The sequence below is a fragment of the Paenibacillus pasadenensis genome, from assembly GCF_002864175.1.
Classification (GTDB): domain Bacteria; phylum Bacillota; class Bacilli; order Paenibacillales; family Paenibacillaceae; genus Paenibacillus_O; species Paenibacillus_O pasadenensis.
In genome coordinates this window covers 558075-576069 of the sequence record NZ_NFEZ01000001.1, presented here as the reverse complement: position 1 = coordinate 576069, position 17995 = coordinate 558075, and the positions used below count along the sequence as shown (strand labels likewise).

Here is a 17995-nt window from a genome sequence, read left to right as displayed (position 1 = left end):
CGCGGGAGCCGGGGCTCCAGCGAGGCCGAGTCTCGTCCGGCGCCCGGCCGTCCTAGACGTTGAAGCGGAAATGCATGACGTCGCCGTCCTGCACGACGTACTCCTTGCCCTCCAGGCGCAGCTGGCCGCGCTCGCGGGCGACGTTCATGGAGCCTGCGGCGACCAGGTCGTCGTAGGCGACGACCTCGGCGCGGATGAAGCCGCGCTCGAAGTCGGTGTGGATGACGCCGGCCGCCTGCGGCGCCTTCATGCCCTTGCGGATCGTCCAGGCGCGCACTTCCTGCACGCCGGCCGTGAAGTACGTGTACAGGCCGAGCAGCTTGTACGCGCTGCGGATGAGGCGGTTCAAGCCCGACTCCTGCATGCCGAGCTCCTCGAGGAACATCGCCTTGTCCTCGCCCTCGAGCTCGGCGATCTCCGCCTCGACCTTGGCGCTGATCGGCACGACCTCGGCGTTCTCGGCCGCGGCGAACTCGCGCACGAGCTTGACGTACGGGTTGCCCTCGGCGTCCGCCACCTCTTCCTCGCTCACGTTGGCCGCGTACAGCACCGGCTTCATCGTCAGCAGATGCAGGTCGCGCACGAGCACGCGCTCCTCCTCGGTCAGCTCGACGCTGCGCGCCGCGCGGTCCTCGTAGAGAGCGGCCTTGAGGCGCTCGAGCACCTCGACCTCCTGGGCGTACTGCTTGTTGCCGCCCTTCATGTTCTTGCGCGAGCGGTCGATGCGGCGGTCGACGGAGTCGATGTCCGCGAGGATCAGCTCGAGGTTGATCGTCTGGATGTCGCCCAGCGGATCGACCTTGCCGGAGACATGGGTGATGTTCTCGTCCTGGAAGCAGCGCACGACGTGGACGATCGCGTCCACCTCGCGGATATGCGCGAGGAACTTGTTGCCCAGTCCCTCGCCCTTGCTCGCGCCGGCCACGAGGCCCGCGATGTCGACGAACTCGAAGGCGGTCGGCACGGTCTGCTTGGGCACGACCAGCTCGGTCAATTTATCGAGACGCTCGTCGGGCACTTCCACGACGCCGACGTTGGGGTCGATCGTACAGAACGGATAGTTGGCGGACTCGGCTCCCGCCTGGGTGATTGCATTGAAAAGCGTCGACTTCCCGACGTTCGGGAGACCGACGATGCCGCATGAGAGCGCCAATGGGAACAACTCCTTCACATTCTCTGAATCATCTAGGTGCCATTATACATGACGCGGGCGTAATGATAAAGGAAAGCGCTCAGCCGAGCCGCCTCCCGGCCCGGCCGCCGGGGCCGTCCGCCGGCTGCGCCGCGAGGATGCCGTCCAGCCGGAACGTGCGCGGGAGACGCTTCTCCCGGTCGAAGCCGTAGACGTAGTCGGCCTCCACCCGCGCCAGCCTCACGAGGCGGCGCGTCAGCCGTCCGTCCGCGTCGGCATAGATCAATTCCACGTCGCGTCCGATCCATTTGCGCAGATTCATTGCGGGCCGCTCCCTTCGCGATCGAAAAAAAGAACATACATTCGTATATTGATTATATACCCGAATGTACGTTCTTATGCAAAGGGAATTTCTGGCGGCCTCGCCTGGCCTTACGGCTGCTCCTGCAGCCCTTCCAGCTCCTCCAGTCCATCCTCGCCGAGAGCGTCCAGCAGTCCTTGGTCGGCCGGCATCACCTCGGGCGCGTCTTTGGCTTCATCCGGCACGACGACCGGCTCGGCCTCGTTCCAGCCGCTGTAGCCGAGCGTGAACGTCTGGCTCAGCCGGGAAGGGTTGCCCGGATCGTACTCGATCGAGACGTCGGCCGTCGCTTCCAGCCGGGTCAGCCGTCCCGTCGCCTCGTCGAAGCGGAGGCGGTAATCGAGCGCGTTCACTTGGATGGAATCCCGCACGCGCGCCTCCATGTCGTCGAGTCCCATCGTGCTGCGCAGCAGGTCGCGCACGAGCGCCTCGGCCGCCTCGTCGCTGCCGCTGCCCGCGTAGACGAGCACCTGCTCGCCGTTCTCGAGTCCGCTGCGGAACGCGGCGGCATGCTCGGCGATCTTCTCGATCTCCTTGGCCGGGGCGATCTGGAAATCGGACAGCGTCGCCTTGATCTTGGGCACCTCGTCCGCCAGCATGCGGCTCCACGCTTCGTTGGAATAATCGTACATATAATAGCCGCTGTCGGTCAGGTAGGAATCGAGCGTCGACGACTCGCCCATGTAGTCGTTCACCGTCTTCTGCATGAGGGCGAGCGGCTGCACGATGATGCGCCCCTCGTTGGTCATCGACATGGACGTCGTCTGGCCGTCCGTCTCCATGTCCTGCTTGAGCTCCATGGACAGCTCGAGGCTCTTCGTGTCCGCCATCGTCTCTGCGGCGCGGCCGAGCACCTGCTCGGCGCTCGGCGCGCCTTCCTCGGCGGGCGCCGAGGCGGCTTGCTTCGGCGTGGCCGGCTGCGGCGTGGCCGCTCCGTCTCCGCCTGCGTTCGAGCAGCCTGCCGCGAGCAGCAGGGCGAGCAGCCCGGCGGCGAGCGCGGTCCGGCGCAGCGGACCCGCCTCTGGGCGAGCGGCCGACGCGGTATGTGGTTGTTCCTTGCGGAATGGAATCGGGGTCGGATTCATGCTGCACTCTCCTTTCCTGATGAAGCCTGCTCCAAGCCTGTCCGGCAACGGGCCGTGCGGCCGCGCCTGCATCTTCGCCCTCCCGCCGAACCATACTACCGGCAGGGGAGGTGAACAGCGATGGAGAACAAGACTCATCAAGGTAACTATAAAGGAACGGCCTCCATGCATGCAAAGAACCAAAGTATGGAATTCGTCAACGATGTCGTGGAGGACGTCAAGTCCGTGACCAACTTCACCGGCAAGAAAAAGAAGCAGACGGACTGAGGATTCCCCCGTCCGTCCGCCTCGGCGCAAGCGATGAAACAGCGGCGGCTCCAGACCGGAGAGCCGCTGTTTTTCTATGCATTCCATATTTAGGATGGATCATCTATGATGGAGTTGAAAACGATAGAAAAGGGGTCTTGATATGAAAAAGCTCCATCGGCCGGCGGTCGTGATCATCCTGCTCCTCTCCCTGTTGTCCCTGCCGTTGTCCGCTTCCGCTCACTCCGGGAGAACCGACAGCAGCGGAGGGCACAACTGCTCCGAGAAATCGATCCGAAAGGGCTTGTGCACCGGCTATCACTATCATAACGGCGGCGGGTCGTCCAGCAGTTCGTCCAGCGAGTCCACATCCTCTTCGACCGCGGCATCCTCCAAAAAGTCCACGACGGTCCGGAGCGTAATCGCGAATGAAGCCAAGCCTCAGGCTCATTGCACGAAAGTAAGCGATGTGCTGACCGGAAGCTCGTCGCAGTATCGGTACTATGAACGGATTTGGGACTGCCGGAAATCGACGGACAGCGGCGCCAAATATGAAGAGACCTCCCTTTCGCTTTATGTAGACGAAAAACTCGCCGCCCTGGACAAAGGCATCGTCAGCCTCCAGCAGACGAATTATATTTCGCTGAGGGACTTCTCCCGCCTCTTCGGGTTCAGCCTCGACGTCGCCAAGACCAAAGTGTCTGTCGTCAAGCAGAAGAAGACCGCGTTCGAGATTGAAGCGCAAACGCGGAAAATCAACGGAAGCGCGGGGTTCTCCGGATTCAAGGCCATTCAAATCGAAGGGGCTTATTACGTTCCCCTGCGTTACGCAGCCGGCATGGCCGGGGCATCCATTGTTTCCGCGGACAGCCGGAGCATCGAGCTTTCCACGAAGCGCTGACCTCCTCGAAGAGCCCTCATTCTTCGCGCATCGAGCCTTCCCTTCGGGAAGGCTTTTTTCACACCCAGGCGTCCTTGCTGTAGCCGCGCTCCTCCCAGTAGCCGGTATGCTCGCCGGAGATGAGCTCGATCCGGCTCAGCCATTTGACCGACTTGTAGGCGTACATGCGCGGCACGACGAGCCGCACGGGGCCGCCGAGCGGGCTCGGGATCGCCTGTCCGTCATGCAGCACGGCGACGAGCACGTCCTCCTCCATCGCCTGCTCCAGCGTCAGCGAGTCGGTGTAGACGCCGTCGCCGGAGTAGAGCTTCACCGTCCGCGCTCCGCTCCGCACGCCCGCCTGCTCCAGCAGCCTCCGCAGCGGGATGCCTTCCCAGGTGTTGGAGTAGACCGACCAGCCCGTCACGCAGTGGAAGTCGCTGACCTGCACGTCGCGCGGCAGCCGCACGAACTGCTCCCATGTCCAGCTCTCCGGCCGGTCGACGAGGCCGTCGATGCGGAACGACCAGTCCGCGTTGGTGAACGTCGGCAGCGGCGTCACGGTATAGACGCGGAAAGTCCCCTTCGCCCCGCCTCCGGGCAAAGGAATCGAGCCCGGCTGCGGCTCCGGCGCCGGCAGCAGCCGATTGCCGTCTTGCCGGGCAAGCTCGCCCGCCGAGCTGCCGCCCATGGAGCCGAGCGCGCGGCCGGCCCATTGCAGGAACGACGGCCCTGCGGCGACGGCCAGTCCCGCGCCGATCGCCGCGCGCAGGAAGGCCCGCCGGGTCAGCAGCGGCGATGGCGCGGCGGCCGGATGCAGCCCGCCGCGGCCGGCCGAGCTGCTCTCGGGCGGCTTCACCGTGCGGCGGGCCGGCTCCTTGAGCCACTTGAGCCGCGTGATGGAATGGTACGCGATGTACGGCAGGCCGATCCAGGTGAGCGCGTCATGGACGAGCAGGGCGGGATTGGCCCAGCCCGGACCGAGCAGGCGATGCGCCCACAGCGCGAGGCCGGATCCGATCCAGCCGGCGAGCAGCGCCAGCACGAGCGCGACGTTGGCCCGCTGCCCCGGCTTGCCGCGCAGCTGCCTCCAGTGCTTCGGCAGCAGCAGGATGTAGCCGGTGATCGGCAGCAGCAGCGCGAGTCCAAGTCCGATATGGGCTCCCTTGAGCCAGACCCGGCCCTCGCCGAGCACGCCCCTCCACCAGCCTCCAAGCAGCATCAAGCCCGACAGCGCGAGCAGCAGCACGAGCCAGCCGTTCCACGAATGGAGCCAGGCGAGCTTCCGCCCATGCCGCCGTCGCCATGCCGCGAGCATCCCCTTTACGCGTCCGCGCATTTTGCTGCACCCCTTTCTTTCGGCAAGCTTCTCTTCCTGATGGACAACGACGGACGGCATGAATCGGATCAGGACGGCCAAAAAGTCCGCCCCTCCTCTCCTTCAGCCAGGAAAAGCGGGGCGGACTTCACGTTCCGGCGATCATGGCGATCCGCCGCTTAAGGATTGATGAACACCGTCTTCAGCTTCGGGCTGTAGACGACCGAGAAGCCGAGTCCCTGGGCGACGGTCGCCAGCGGCACATAGGTCTTGCCTTCGGCGCCGACCTTCTGCATGTAGGCCGGAGAGCTTACCTTGACCGGCGCGCCGTCCACGGTCACCGTCGGCGATCCGATCTTCACGCCGACCGTGCGGGAGCCGTACTTGATGTTGGCGGTCGACGTCTTGGCATCCCATGCCGTCGTCGCGCCGACGGCGTTCACGATGTCCTGGATGGCGACATAGTTGACGCTTTGCTTGAGCACCGGCTTGTACGGCGTGTTCAGCGCCTTGCCGGAGACGTAGATGCTCATCGGCGAGCCGGCTGCCGGAGCGGCAAGCTCCGTATAGGAGCCCCACACCGCGCGGCCGAACTCCCCGGCGATGACGGCGTAGCCCGCCTGCGTCGGATGGAAGTCGCGCGCGGACACCATATGCGTAAGCATGCCTTCGCGGCCGGCGAAGTCGTCCGCGACATGCACCGCCGTCACATTCGCGCCCTTGGCCTTGTAGCCGGCGGCCAGCGCGTCGAGGTTGGCCGTGAACGCGGCCGTCGCCTTGTTCAGCTTGGCGTACAGATCCTTGCCCGCCAGCATCGGCACCGGCTGGTATTGATCCGCGATGTAGAGGCGCAGCGACGGGTTGACCGACAGCAGCGCGTCGATCGAAGCCGAGACGTTGAGGCTGTACTGTCCCAGCAGCTCGGCGACCTTGGCCTCGAGCGCCTCATCCGTCATCGAGGCGGCATCGTTCAGCAGCGAGGAGACGTCGTTGCCGCCGATCGTCACCGCGACCGCGTCGGCGCCGGCCAGCTCGGCCCGGATCTCGGACGCCTTCTGTCCGAACTCGTCCGCGCGATAGTCCGGCAGCCCGCTCTGAATCGCCTCTCCGGCGATCGGCTGGCCTGCGGCCACCGCTTGGGCGAACGCTTTCAGCCCTTCGGACTTCAAGCCGACCAGGCCGTAGTTGGCCAACGAAGCGCGGCCGTGAAGCAGCGACTGCTCGTACAGGCGGTCCGCATAGCCGTACGGCTGCTGCTTCGCATAATCGACGTTCGGCTCGAATCCGGCCGTAATGGAATCTCCCAGCGCCACCAGCTGGAACTCCGCGGCAGCAGCCGGCGGCGCGGCCGACGCCGCGGCGGCTCCGGCGACGCCGGGAGCGGCCAGCAGCAGGGCCGCGAGGCCCAGCTTCGCCGCCCAAGCGGCTTGTCTCTTGCTATTCATCTAGGATCGGCTCCTCTCGTCTACCATCTTCCCTCCTATTCTATCATCGCGGATTTAGAGATGGATAGATTGGATCGTCCTGGAAACGAAAAAAAGCCTCCCTCGCCGTCTCATGCGGCGAAGAAAGCTCTCTGTCCGCCCGTCCCGCTGCAGGGGACGGCCCGGGATCAGTTGCGGATTTTGCGCAGCAGCATCATGATGCCGCCGCCGAGGAACAGGATCGCGATGACATAAAAGACGAGCTTCAGCGTGCCGACGAACAAGTCGAACAGCCCGCCGATGCCGAAGAACAGTCCGACGAGAATGAGCAGAACGGCCAGAAACGGCATGGAGCGATTCCCCCTGTCTGGAGTCGATTTTGGTTGTTGATCGTCTTTAACCGGATCGGCCGTTCATGAAGCTGGAAAAAGATCGGCGAGCGGCCGCGGAGCGGCGTCAGCTTACCTCACACTCCCTTGACAGTCCAGCGGCCGATGAAGTATTCTGGTTCCACAACCGCATAAATGCGCATCCTTTCGTATATCCTGAGCAATGGGGCTCAGGGTCTCTACCGGAAACCGTAAATTTCTAGCTACGAAAAATAGGCCCTCGGCGTATTTTTCGCGGCTATTTTTTTTGACCAAGGAGTGGTAGCTGCTATGTCCCCAACGATCCTAATTCAGAACGCTCAGATCGTGACGATGAACCGCACCGAGGAGATTATGCACGGCGACCTGCTCATCCAGGGCGACCGCATCGCGGCGATCGGTCCGAGCCTCGATCCGTCCCAGGCGGACCGCGTCATCGACGCGAGCGGCCGCGTCGTCATCCCCGGCTTCATCCAGACGCACATCCATCTGTGCCAGACGCTGTTCCGCGGCAAAGGCGACGACCTCGAGCTGCTCGACTGGCTGCGCAAGCGCATCTGGCCGCTCGAGGCGGCGCATGACGAGGAATCCATCTACTATTCGGCGATGCTGGGGCTCGGCGAGCTGCTGCAGAGCGGCACGACGACGATCGTCGACATGGAGACGGTCCATCATACGGACTCGGCGTTCCAGGCGATCGCGAAGAGCGGCATCCGCGCCCTCTCCGGCAAGGTGATGATGGACCGCAAGGGCGCCGACATCCCGCTGCCGCTGCAGGAGGAGACGGAAGCGTCGCTGCAGGAGAGCGTCGACCTGCTCGAAAAATGGCATGGCCACGACAACGGCCGCATCCGCTACGCCTTTTCGCCGCGCTTCGTCATCAGCTGCACCGACGAGCTGCTGCGCGAGGTCGCCCGCCTGTCGGACCAGTATCAGGTCAACGTGCATACGCACGCCTCGGAGAACCAGGGCGAGATCGAGCTCGTCGAGCAGATGACCGGCATGCGCAACATCGCCTATCTCGACCACATCGGACTCGCGACGGACCGCCTCATCCTGGCGCACTGCATCTGGCTCGACGACAACGAGAAGCGCATCATCCGCGAGCGCGGCGTGCATGTGAGCCACTGTCCGGGCTCCAACATGAAGCTCGCCTCCGGCTTCGCGGACGTGCCGGAGATGATCGACACGAGCATCAGCGTCAGCCTCGGCGCCGACGGCGCTCCGTGCAACAACAACCTCGACATGTTCAACGAGATGCGCCTCGCCGCCCTCATCCACAAGCCGCGCCACGGCCCGACGGCGATGGACGCGCGCAGCGTGTTCCGCATGGCGACGATCGGCGGCGCGCGCGCCGTCGGCATGGCGGACGAGATCGGCAGCCTCGAGGTCGGCAAAAAGGCCGATCTGGCGATCCTCAACCTGAACCAGTTCCATACGTTTCCTTCGTTCGACGTCGATCCGATCTCGCGCATCGTCTACTCGGCGACCCGGGCCGACGTAGAGACGACGATCGTCGACGGCCGCATCGTCATGGATCGCGGCGTCATGCTCACCGTCGATAAGGACGTCACCCTGCATGAGGCCGACCGCGCGATCAAGCGGCTGCTGAAGCGCAGTCCGATCCAGGCTTAGCGGAACCGAGTAACGGAACGACAAGGCCCGCCCCTTCCGGCGGGCCTTTTTGTGCATGCGCGACCGAATATCGCGATACATGAAGTCAATTTCGACATTTCTCGCACTCATCTTCTTCGATATGAATAAAATTGCACCCGAAATCCGAGCTTTTTCCCCGTCCTTTCCCCATGCGCCTCGATGATACGATGAAGCCCATGGAGGTGAGGATTCGGAAGTGACGGCCTTCAAAGGCCGAAATGGACGCGGCTCGCCAGCCGCATCATGAAAGGGGACTATTCATGGCATTTCGATGGTGGAGAACCAACCTGGCGGCAGCAGCCGCGCTGCTGCTGCTTCGCTTGTACGCAGGATGGAACTGGACGCGCTCCGGCTGGGGCAAGCTGACCGGGGACGAAGCGTTCAGCGCCGGCGGCTTCGTGCAGCATGCGATCGCCAATCCCGTCCTGCGCAGCGGCACGAACGAGGCGCTTTATCCGACCTATGTCTCGTTCCTGGAACACTTCGTATCGCCGCAGCTCGGGCTGTTCAGCCTGCTCGTCAGCTGGGGGGAGCTGCTCGTCGGCCTGTCGCTGCTGCTCGGCCTGTTCACGACGGCGGGGGCGTTTTTCGGCCTCGTCATGAACTTCTCGTTCCTGTTCGCCGGCGCGCTCAGCCTCAACCCATGGCTGATCCTGATCGGCTTCCTGCTCGTCACGGGCGGACGCAACGCCGGGCGCTTCGGACTCGACGCGCTCGTCCTTCCAAGGCTCGCCGCGCTGCGCCCCGGCAAATCCCGCTCGGAGGCCGCCGCAGCGTCAGGCCCTGCGCCTTGATCGCGGCGCATGTATCGCCCTCGGGTTAGGACAAAAGCCGAAAAAGCCCCCGCGGTCGCCTCAAGGCGTGCCGCGGGGGCTTGATGTATCGCAGGCGGAGCTTCCGTCCGCCGAGCTCGGCTGGAGCCGTCGCACAGCGGCATGCATCCGCCCGATCAGGCTATGCTTACAGCTGGCCTTGGATCTTGTTTTTCAGGGCGTCCTTGCTCTGCACGCCGACCATCTTGTCGACCGGCTGGCCGTCCTTGAACAGGATCAGCGTCGGGATGCTCATGACGCCGAACTGGGAAGCGAGCTCAGGCTGCTCGTCGACGTTGATTTTGGCGATCGTCGCCTTTCCTTCCAGCTCCGTGCTCAGCTCCTCCACGATCGGAAGCTGCATTTTGCAAGGTCCGCACCAAGGGGCCCAGAAGTCGACCAGCGCGACGCCGTTCTGTACGCTCTCGTTGAAGGTTTCTTTCGTCAGGGCTACTGCCATGTTCGATCATCCTTTCGATTTGAAAAAATAAAGTCGGTTCTCCGCCCACAGCAGCTTTCACCAAGCCTCAGCAGGTTTCGCAGCGATGGATCCGCTCCAGCACCCCGGCGATCGTCAGCCCCTGGAAGTAACTCTCCAGCCGCTGCTCCGCTCCGCAGAAGATGCCGTTCATGACCTCCTGCATGTTGGAGCCGACGAGGCATTCGCAATCGGGATCGCCCGAGCACCAGTTCGGCATGAGCGAGCCGCGCGCGATCGCCTGGTAAATGTCGTTGAGCGTCACTTGCGACGGCTCCGCCGTCAAGCGGTAGCCTCCGCCGGAGCCCTCCCTCGTCGCCACGTAGCCGCAGCGCTTCAGGTAGCCCATCACCTTGCGGACCCTCGCCGGATTGGTGCAGACGTTCTCGGCGATCGCCTCGCTCGAGGCGCTGCGCTCCGGGACGTAAGCCAGATAGACGAGGCTGTGGACGGCAATCGTGAATTCACTGTTCATGCGAGACGGCCACCCCGTTTCGTACTGTAATAATACCAGTTACAGTTGAGGCTGTCAATAGGCCCTCCCTTTCCGTTAGCATGCTCGCCGGGGGCCGCGGCTACTCCTCGATCCCGCCCCGGCTCGCTGCTCATCGGCCGTTCTAGAAATTGAAGTTGTCCGGGTCCGGGCCGAAGCGCTTGCCCTGATCGAGCCCGTCGAGCAGCGCCATGTCCTCGTGGGACAGCTCGAAGTCGAACACATCGGCGTTTTCGCGGATGCGCTTCTCATGCGTCGACTTCGGAATGGTGACGACGCCGTTCTGCAGATCCCAGCGCAGCACGATCTGCGCCGGCGTCTTGCCGTGCTTGGCGGCCAGCTCCTGAATCTGCGGCACGTCGAGATTGCCCTGCATGAGCGGGCTCCACGCCTCCAGCACGATGCCCTGGTCCTGGCAGTACTGGCGCAGCTCGACCTGGGTCAGCAGCGGATGGTACTCGACCTGATTGACCATCGGCTTGATCTCGGCGTCCTGGAGCAGATCCTCGAGATGATGGACGTGGAAGTTGCAGACGCCGATCGCGCGCACCTTGCCGTCCTTGTACAGCTGCTCCAGCGCGCGCCAGGTGTCCTTGTACTTGCCCTTGACCGGCCAGTGGATCAGGTATAGGTCGAGCGTGTCGAGGCCCAGCTTGTCCAGGCTGTCCTGGAACGCCTGCAGCGTGCTCTCGTAGCCTTGATCGCTGTTCCACACCTTCGTCGTGATGAACAGCTCCTCGCGCGGCACCCCGCACTCGCGGATCGCCCGTCCGACGCCTTCCTCGTTGCCGTAAGCCTTGGCCGTATCGATGCTGCGGTAGCCGGCCTTGACCGCGTCCCGGATCGCCTGCTCGACCTGGCCCTCCTCCGTCACCTTCCAGACGCCGAGGCCGAGCCTCGGCATCCGCACGCCGTTGTGCAGCTCGACCGTATCGCCAAGCCCTTGAAGTCGTACCGTCACGATGAGAACGCCTCCTTGCGCTTTGTTTTCACTGCCGTTTATCGCCTCTATATTTTACCACCGGAGGGCGGAATCAAACAAACTCGGCGGCATCAGTCATCTGGCTGGAAGCACAACGCTTGGACGGAAAAGGTAGCCTCCAGTCGGGAGGTGATGCCTATGACATTTTCGCTTCAGGAAGTGACCATGCTGGGGATGTTTCTCCTCGCTCTGCTCACCTACTTAAAACGAAAATAACCCGTCCAAGTTAGCGCCTGGTTAACGGGTTATTCTCTGGCAAGGCAGTTACTGGAGGATTTCCATCCAAGTTTGTGCACGGAGAGAGCGTTGGCGCGCTCTCTCTTCGTTTAAGTTACCTTTATTATACACAACTTCTTTCAACCGTATACAACTTTGTAAACCCCCCTGCTGCTCGATCAAGCATCCTGCTGCGATTTAGCCGTGGGCAGAACTGACGATGCGAACGACAAAGCGTCGTCTTCGCAGCGGACGCAAGCGGATCAATTCGAACGAAAAAGCAGCGGACCGCGCGGTCCGCTGCTTGCTTTTTGGTTCCGTTCTTTCGGAGCTCTTAATACCCGAGATCCGTCTTCGCTTTCGCCCATTTCTTGTTCAGCTCATCCAGGCCAGCCTTCAGGTCCTTGGACAGGAGCAGATCTTGGATGTAGTTGCCCGTGCCGATGCCGATCTGCGCCTTGTTGGCGATCTCAGCGAACTTGTCATTGTTCGGCAGCCCTTCGATGAAGGTCGGGTTCGCGGCTTGGAACTCGGCCAGCTGCGGCGATTCCGCCTTCTCCGACTTGAGGATCGGCATGAAGCCGGAGTCGGCCACGTAGCCGGATTCCTTGACGAAGAAGTCCGTCCAGGCGATCGCCAGCTCCTTGTTCTTGCTGTTCGCGCTCACGCCCATCATGTAGTCGCCGCCGAGCGGAGCGTTCAGCTTGCCGCTGTTGTCATACGGGAACGGCACGAAGCCGATGTCCTCGGACGCCGCGCCGGCGCCGATGACCTGCGGGATGACCCAGTTGCCGAGGAAGTACATCGCCGCCTTGCCGGAAGCGATCTCGCCTTTGGACATTTCCCAGTTGTTCGTGTACAGATCCTTCTCGACCCAGCCGTTCTTGATGAAGTCGCGGCCGATCTTGGCCAGGATGCCCCAGGCGTTGCCCTCCTGGAACGGCGCCGGATCGGCGGCCATCTTGGTCGTCAGGTCGGCGTCGCCGGCCACGTAGAACGCCGAGCCGTCGCCCCACGAGCCCATCGGCCACTGCGCGCCGAAGTTCATGTACAGCGGGATGATGCCGGCTTCCTTCAGCTTCTTGGCGGCGTCATACAGCTCGTCAAGCGTCGTCGGCGCCTTGGCGATGCCGGCTTTTTCGAACGCCTTTTTGTTGTAGACGATGCCCTGCGTGTTGACGCCGGTCGTGATGCCGTAGCGCTTGCCCTCGAACGCCGAGTTGTCGGCGAAGTAGACGTCGTCGAACATGCTGTCCGGCAGCGGCTCGAAGTACTTCGGCAGGTCGGAGGCCGGCATGCCGCTCGGAATCATGAGCACGTCGCCCGTCTCGCCCGTCGTCAGGCGCGTCTTGATGTCGGTCGCGTAGTTGGTCAGTCCTTCGAACTCGACCTTCGCGTCCGGATACTTCTCCTGGAATTTCTTCAGGTAGCGCTCCATCGTGCCGTCGTTGATGTAGTCCGTGCGGTGCGTCAGCATCTTGATTGTGCCGCTCAGCTTCGCCTCGCCGCCGGAGCCGCCTTCGTTCGCGGCCGTATTCGCGCTGCCGGACGTATTGCCCGCCGTATTCGCATTGCCCTCGTTGTTGTTGCTGCCGCAAGCGGCCAGCATGGACAGGGACAGGACTGCCGTCATCGTAACCAGAAGCGGTTTTTTCATCTCGTTTTCCCCCTGAGTCGTAAGGATTGGTCATCGGTTCGCTATGTTGTTATCGCTTACAAGTCCATTGTACCGCCTGGCTCCAGGCCGAAAAATGAACTCCATTGTCATTTCTTGTTTCCGATTATGCTAACGCATCTTCCTTTGTTAGCGATTCCAGACGATGCAGCGCCTCCAGGCAGGCGCGTCCGTTATGGTACGGACATTTCCAGGCGCCGATCTTGACCTGGGTCCGATCCGGCCGGCCGTCGCGGGATACCTGCCAATGCCATTCGCCGCCGTCCTCGTCCCGCACATGCTGCCGGATGAAGCTCCAGCTGCGCTCGGCCGCCTGCACATAACGCTCCTCGCCGCTCAGCTGGAAGGCGTTCAGGAAGCCAACCATCGCCTCCGCCTGCGGCCACCAGTCCTTGCTGTCGTCGAGCCGCCCGTCCTCATGCAGCTCGTTGAACACGCCGCCGTCCTCGTCGACGCCTTCAAGCAGCGTCGCCTCGGCCATCTGCAGCGCCGCCCGCTCCGTCTGCTTCAGCAGCTCCGGATCGCCGAGCGCCTCCGCGGCCTCGCACAGCAGCCAGCTGCCCTCGATGTCGTGGCCGTAGCTGACGTCGCGCGTCGCCGAATTCCACTCGTCGTCGAAGAACAGCTTGAAATGTCCCGTCTCCCCGTCGAGGATCCGCTCCAGATGAAGCTCGATCAGCTCGCGCAGCCGATCCCGCAGTCCGTCCGAGGGCCAGACGCGATAAAGGTTCGTATAGCCTTCCAGCACATGGAGATGCGTATTCATCGACTTGCGCTCGTTCAGGTCCTTGCCGCTCAGGCTGAGGTCGTCCGTCTCGCTCCAGTCGCGCGCGAGCGCCTCGATGTAGCCCCGGTGGACCGGGTCATGCGCCCAGCGCTCCAGCAGCCGGTACGTCTCCTCGGCGAGCGGCAGCTCGGCCGTGCTCCCCGTCGCCAGCATATACTCCGCCAGCGCATACAGCACGAACGACTGGCCGTACACCTGCTTCTTGTCCTCGCTCGGCCGTCCGTCCGGCGTCGCCATCCAGTAGAAGCCGCCGTGAAGCTCGTCGTAAAACACCGTCCGCAGCTGCTCCAGCGCCCGCTCGGCCAGCGCCAGATGCTGCGAATTTTTCGTGCGCCGATGCGCCGCCGCGAACGTCCACAGGATGCGCGCATTCAGCACGAGCGACTTGTCCGCCTCGGGATTCACCTTGCCGGAGCTGTCCATCTCGCCGATGAAGCCGCCATGAAGCTCGTCGAGCGCATGCGTTTGCCAGAAGCCGAGGATGTTGTCCTGCAGCTCCTGCTGCAGCTCATGCAGCCATGCCTGCTTGTCCATTAAGCCTTCCCTCCTGCTGCCGTAAAAGTCCTTCACCGTCTGCGCCGCAGGCTTGCCGTACATGCAGTAGTCGTCGTTCGCCGCCGCGTCCGGCGCCGCGTACAGCCGCGCCGGCCAGTCCCAGAGCACGAAGCCGCGCACCCACTCGCGCCGGCCGCAAGCCCCGAACATCGCTTCGTAGTAGGCGCGCTGCGCCTCTCCGTCCGGGCGGCCGGCCAGCGACCAGTCGTTCGGCCGCGCCGGCGACGTGTCGCGGCTCGGGCAGCCCGCCTCCATGAAGAAGAACGGCTTGCCATACGGCGCGACCGCCGCCTCGATACGGTCCAGCTGCTCCTCCCACTGGTCGATCGGATAATAGCCGCTGGAGGAGATGAGGTCGACCGCGTCCCACCACTTGACGTTGCCTTCCTGGTACTTGTCGCAGTTGTAGGTGACGAGGCCGGAGTAGGCTTCGCGCACCTGGGCGATCAGCGCTCGCCACTCGGCCTCGCGCTTGTCGGCCTGCACCATCTCGCAGCCGATGCACAGCATCTCGCAGCCTTCCTCGCGAGCGATGTCCGCATAGTGGAGGATGAAGCGCGCATACGACTCGAACCACTGGCCCCAGGTCGGCTCGCCGGGGATATCCATGTCGAAAAAGTTGATGTGCGCCCGCCAGGTGCCGTCGGCGACGTTGACGACCGGCTTCAGGCAGACCTTCTGCCCGAGCGCCTTGGCGCGGCGGATCGCGCTGCGCACCTCGTCGTCGGCGACCGTCGGCTCGTTCCAATACTCGATCTCCGTCGATTGCGCGGTCGCCTGCAGGGCGCCGAGCGTGACGGCGGTCCAGCCGACGTTCAGCTTGGCCATCTCGCTCAGGGAAAAGTCGGCCTCCGGCCCTTCCCACGTGCCTCGCACGCCGGTCCAGCCCCAGGTCATGCCGGCGATGTAGCCGAGCTCTGCCGCTGCGGCGGCCGAACCGGCCGCCTTCGCTTGTGTCGTCATCGGATGAAGCCTCCTTGTGGCGCGGCCGAGAAGCCGCTTCTTATTTCACCGCGCCGTTCGTGACGCCGGCGAAGATGTATTTTTGCAGGAACAGGAACAGCACGACGGTCGGGATGAAGATGATGAGGATGCCCGCCGAGATGACGTTGAGCTGCGCCGCGTTCGGTCCGACGAACGAATAGATCGCGGTCGAGACGACCTTGAGCTTCTGCGACGGCATGTACAGGTACGGCGTGTAGAAGTCGTTGTAGATCGAGATCGTCTTGAGGATGACGAGCGTCGCCGTCGCAGGGCCGAGCAGCGGGAAGATGATCGAGCGGTAGATGCGGAACAGCGACGCCCCCTCGATCATCGCGCTTTCGTCGAGATCCTTCGGGATGCTGTTGACGAACTGCAGGTAGATGACGATCTGCAGCACGTCCGCGCCCAGGTAGAGCAGGATCGGCGCGCCCATCGTGTTGTACAGGCCGAGGTTCTGGATGATGCTGAACGTCGCGACCTGCGTCGTCACCATCGGGATGACCTGGGCGACGAGGTACATGCCCATGATCGGCGTCTTCAGCTTGAAGTCGAAGCGGCCAAGCGCATAGGCGACCATCGTGCCGAGCACGACGTTGCCGGCGACCGCGCAGACGAGGATGACGAGCGTGTTGCGGAAGCCGAGCCCGAGATCGCCGACCTCATAGACGCGCTTGAAGTTGTCGAAGTGGAAGAAATCGGCCGGGAACGCCAGCGCGGAGCTTTGGTAGAATTCCGCCTGGGTTTTGAACGCGCCGACGAACACCGAGTAGATCGGGAAGAAGACGACGAACAGCGCGATCAGCAGCGTCAAGTACTTGAACGCCGTGAAGAGCGGCGGGCTTTTGGTCGTATCCATCGATTACCTCTCCTCCCGGAACAGCACTTTGCGCTGGATGATGATGAAGAAAATGACGATGATCAGCAGCACGACGGCCATCGCGGAGGCCAGGCCGAAGCTCTGGTACTTGAACGCCGTGTCGACGGTCTGCACGACGAAGGTCGAGGTGCCGTTCGCGCCGAGCATCATGATGTACGGGATGTCGAACGCCTCGAGCGCGCCGGTCAGCGTCAGCAGCAGCATGAGCGAGAGCACGCTCTTGATGCTCGGCACGGTGATGTAGCGGAACTTCTGCCAGCCGGAGGCGCCGTCGATCGAGCCGGCCTCGTACAGGTCGCTTGGAATCGACTGCAGCGCGCCGATGAAGATGACCATGTTCAGGCCCATGTACTTCCACATCGAGATGAACGCCAGCGAGACGTTGACCAGATGCGGGTTGCCGAGCCAGCTCTGCTGCCACGACTCCAGGCCGATCGTCCGCAGCAGGGAGTTGAGCGAGCCGTAGTCGAGGTGGTACACGTTCTTGAACATGATGACCGTCGCGACGCTGTGCAGCACGTACGGCAGGAACAGCATGACGCGGAAGCCGTAGCGGCCTTTGAGCCGGCTCGTCAGGATGACGGCGAACCAGAGCGACAGCGCCACCTGGATCAGGCCGCCGACGAAGTAATAGGCGTTGTTCTTAAGCGCCAGGAACACCTCGGGCTCGGTGAAGATCTGCTTGTAGTTGTCCAGGCCGACCCAGTTCATGTCCCAGCCGGTTCCCGTCCAGTCCGTGAAGCTGTAGTAGATCAGCGACGCGGCCGGATAATAGCTGAAGGTCAGGCACAGCGCCACGGGCACGATCAGGAATCCGAACAGGATCAGCCGCCGCTGCGCTTTATAGCTTAATTGATTCATCCGTTGTTCCTCGCTTTCCATCCGGTGTTGGGACCGCTTTCAGTGTGCTTATCATTATACGCCCCGTCTCGGCGGGTCCTGAATGGACGGCGTTTCTTTTTTTGTCTTGTATTGTGCTAACAGGCGGCGGCTGTTAGCATACCGGGGTGGTTTGTTAGCTGTAGATCGGGATGGAGCGTAGGCGTCGCGGCTGCAGAATAGGCGGCTCGGCAGGGTAGCTTCGCGGCAAGCGCGGCAGCATCGGCGGCTGCGAAAGCTTACGACGAATCAGCTCGTTAGGCGCTCTATAGCTGCCGCTCACAAAAGCTAACGACGCCTCAAACGCTTAGAGGTGGAAAAAGGAGGCCATTCGGGGTTAAACACGTTCATCGAGACGTCTAAGCGCATGAGGAGTCGTTAGCAAGACAAAACAAGGAAAAATGAGCTTCTAAGCATCTGCTGAGTCGTTAGAATCTGGCCGCATTTCGTATATGTAAACAGACCCCGGATAGGGAGGCTTCGCCTGTCCCATCCAGGGTCTTTGCAAGGTTAACTCCTGCTGTTTGCATACTTGAGGCGACCGCCGCTTGCGGACGCTCACCGCGCAGCTTCTTTTGCGCGGCGACCGCCGCTTGCGGACGCTCACCGCGCAGCTTCTTTTGCGCGGCGACCGCCGCTTGCGGACGCTCGCCGCGCAGCTTCTTTTGCGCAGCGACCGCCGCTTGCGGACGCTCGCCGCGCAGCTTCTTTTGCGCAGCGACCGCCGCTTGCGGACGCTCGCCGCGCAGCTTCTTTTGCGCAGCGACCGCCGCTTGCGGACGCTCGC

General features: G+C 63.0%; 15 protein-coding genes, 2 pseudogenes and 1 riboswitch. Of the genes and pseudogenes, 3 read left to right on the top strand and 14 right to left on the bottom strand.

What is annotated here, in order from left to right:
- Positions 1-52 precede the first annotated feature (52 nt).
- The 3 genes from ychF to B8V81_RS02515 form a co-directional block, all read right to left on the bottom strand.
- Entirely contained in the window at positions 53-1153 is a 1101-nt protein-coding gene (gene ychF, locus B8V81_RS02525) for a redox-regulated ATPase YchF (RefSeq protein ID WP_028598952.1), read from the bottom strand.
- A 79-nt stretch (positions 1154-1232) separates the two neighbouring features.
- Entirely contained in the window at positions 1233-1454 is a 222-nt protein-coding gene (locus B8V81_RS02520; RefSeq protein ID WP_028598951.1) for a WYL domain-containing protein, read from the bottom strand.
- A 110-nt stretch (positions 1455-1564) separates the two neighbouring features.
- The gene (locus tag B8V81_RS02515) at positions 1565-2578 is read right to left on the bottom strand and encodes a DUF6612 family protein (protein ID WP_028598950.1); all 1014 of its coding nucleotides are present in this window, start codon (positions 2576-2578) and stop codon (positions 1565-1567) included.
- A gap of 409 nt (positions 2579-2987) precedes the next feature.
- Between B8V81_RS02515 and B8V81_RS02510 the strand changes: the two genes are divergently transcribed.
- Positions 2988-3725 (top strand): YHYH domain-containing protein, encoded by a 738-nt coding sequence (locus tag B8V81_RS02510; protein WP_101807613.1) that lies wholly within the window; start codon positions 2988-2990, stop codon positions 3723-3725.
- Between the two features lie 58 nt (positions 3726-3783).
- On the opposite strand, the gene B8V81_RS02505 is transcribed toward B8V81_RS02510, so the two are convergent.
- The 3 genes from B8V81_RS02505 to B8V81_RS25090 all read right to left on the bottom strand — a co-directional run bounded on the left by B8V81_RS02505 (position 3784) and on the right by B8V81_RS25090 (position 6796).
- Positions 3784-5043: a molybdopterin-dependent oxidoreductase gene (locus tag B8V81_RS02505; RefSeq protein WP_101807700.1), complete on the bottom strand. Its 1260-nt coding sequence runs from the start codon at positions 5041-5043 to the stop codon at positions 3784-3786.
- A 158-nt stretch (positions 5044-5201) separates the two neighbouring features.
- Positions 5202-6467 carry a stalk domain-containing protein gene (locus tag B8V81_RS02500; RefSeq protein WP_028598948.1) on the bottom strand — a complete coding sequence of 422 codons (1266 nt, stop codon included), beginning with the start codon at positions 6465-6467 and terminating at the stop codon, positions 5202-5204.
- Between the two features lie 167 nt (positions 6468-6634).
- Complete coding sequence (locus tag B8V81_RS25090; protein WP_153784460.1) at positions 6635-6796, bottom strand: hypothetical protein; 162 nt, start codon at positions 6794-6796, stop codon at positions 6635-6637.
- Positions 6797-6962: 166 nt separating this feature from the next.
- Positions 6963-7061: riboswitch (purine riboswitch) on the top strand.
- Positions 7062-7105: 44 nt separating this feature from the next.
- Between B8V81_RS25090 and B8V81_RS02495 the strand changes: the two genes are divergently transcribed.
- The gene (locus tag B8V81_RS02495) at positions 7106-8449 is read left to right on the top strand and encodes a 5'-deoxyadenosine deaminase (protein ID WP_043111314.1); all 1344 of its coding nucleotides are present in this window, start codon (positions 7106-7108) and stop codon (positions 8447-8449) included.
- A 281-nt stretch (positions 8450-8730) separates the two neighbouring features.
- A complete protein-coding gene (locus tag B8V81_RS02490; RefSeq protein WP_101807612.1) occupies positions 8731-9264 on the top strand; it encodes a DoxX family membrane protein in 534 nt (177 codons plus the stop codon).
- 166 nt (positions 9265-9430) lie between these two features.
- On the opposite strand, the gene trxA is transcribed toward B8V81_RS02490, so the two are convergent.
- From trxA to B8V81_RS02450, 8 genes and pseudogenes are all read right to left on the bottom strand, one after another.
- Positions 9431-9742, bottom strand: coding sequence for a thioredoxin (gene trxA, locus B8V81_RS02485; protein WP_028598946.1), 312 nt, complete (start codon positions 9740-9742; stop codon positions 9431-9433).
- 67 nt (positions 9743-9809) lie between these two features.
- A complete protein-coding gene (locus B8V81_RS02480) occupies positions 9810-10235 on the bottom strand; it encodes an RrF2 family transcriptional regulator (RefSeq protein WP_028598945.1) in 426 nt (141 codons plus the stop codon).
- A 142-nt stretch (positions 10236-10377) separates the two neighbouring features.
- Positions 10378-11157 carry an aldo/keto reductase gene (locus tag B8V81_RS02475; protein WP_052333269.1) on the bottom strand — a complete coding sequence of 260 codons (780 nt, stop codon included), beginning with the start codon at positions 11155-11157 and terminating at the stop codon, positions 10378-10380.
- Positions 11158-11785: 628 nt separating this feature from the next.
- Positions 11786-13108 carry an ABC transporter substrate-binding protein gene (locus B8V81_RS02470; RefSeq protein WP_028598942.1) on the bottom strand — a complete coding sequence of 441 codons (1323 nt, stop codon included), beginning with the start codon at positions 13106-13108 and terminating at the stop codon, positions 11786-11788.
- A 124-nt stretch (positions 13109-13232) separates the two neighbouring features.
- A pseudogene (locus tag B8V81_RS02465) lies at positions 13233-14339 on the bottom strand (AGE family epimerase/isomerase); the annotation flags it as partial.
- A 123-nt stretch (positions 14340-14462) separates the two neighbouring features.
- Positions 14463-15431 (bottom strand): annotated as a pseudogene (locus B8V81_RS02460) (glycoside hydrolase family 113); the annotation flags it as partial.
- Positions 15432-15471: 40 nt separating this feature from the next.
- Positions 15472-16308 carry a carbohydrate ABC transporter permease gene (locus B8V81_RS02455; RefSeq protein WP_101807611.1) on the bottom strand — a complete coding sequence of 279 codons (837 nt, stop codon included), beginning with the start codon at positions 16306-16308 and terminating at the stop codon, positions 15472-15474.
- A 3-nt stretch (positions 16309-16311) separates the two neighbouring features.
- A complete protein-coding gene (locus tag B8V81_RS02450; RefSeq protein WP_028598938.1) occupies positions 16312-17190 on the bottom strand; it encodes a carbohydrate ABC transporter permease in 879 nt (292 codons plus the stop codon).
- Between the last annotated feature and the right edge of the window lie 805 nt (positions 17191-17995).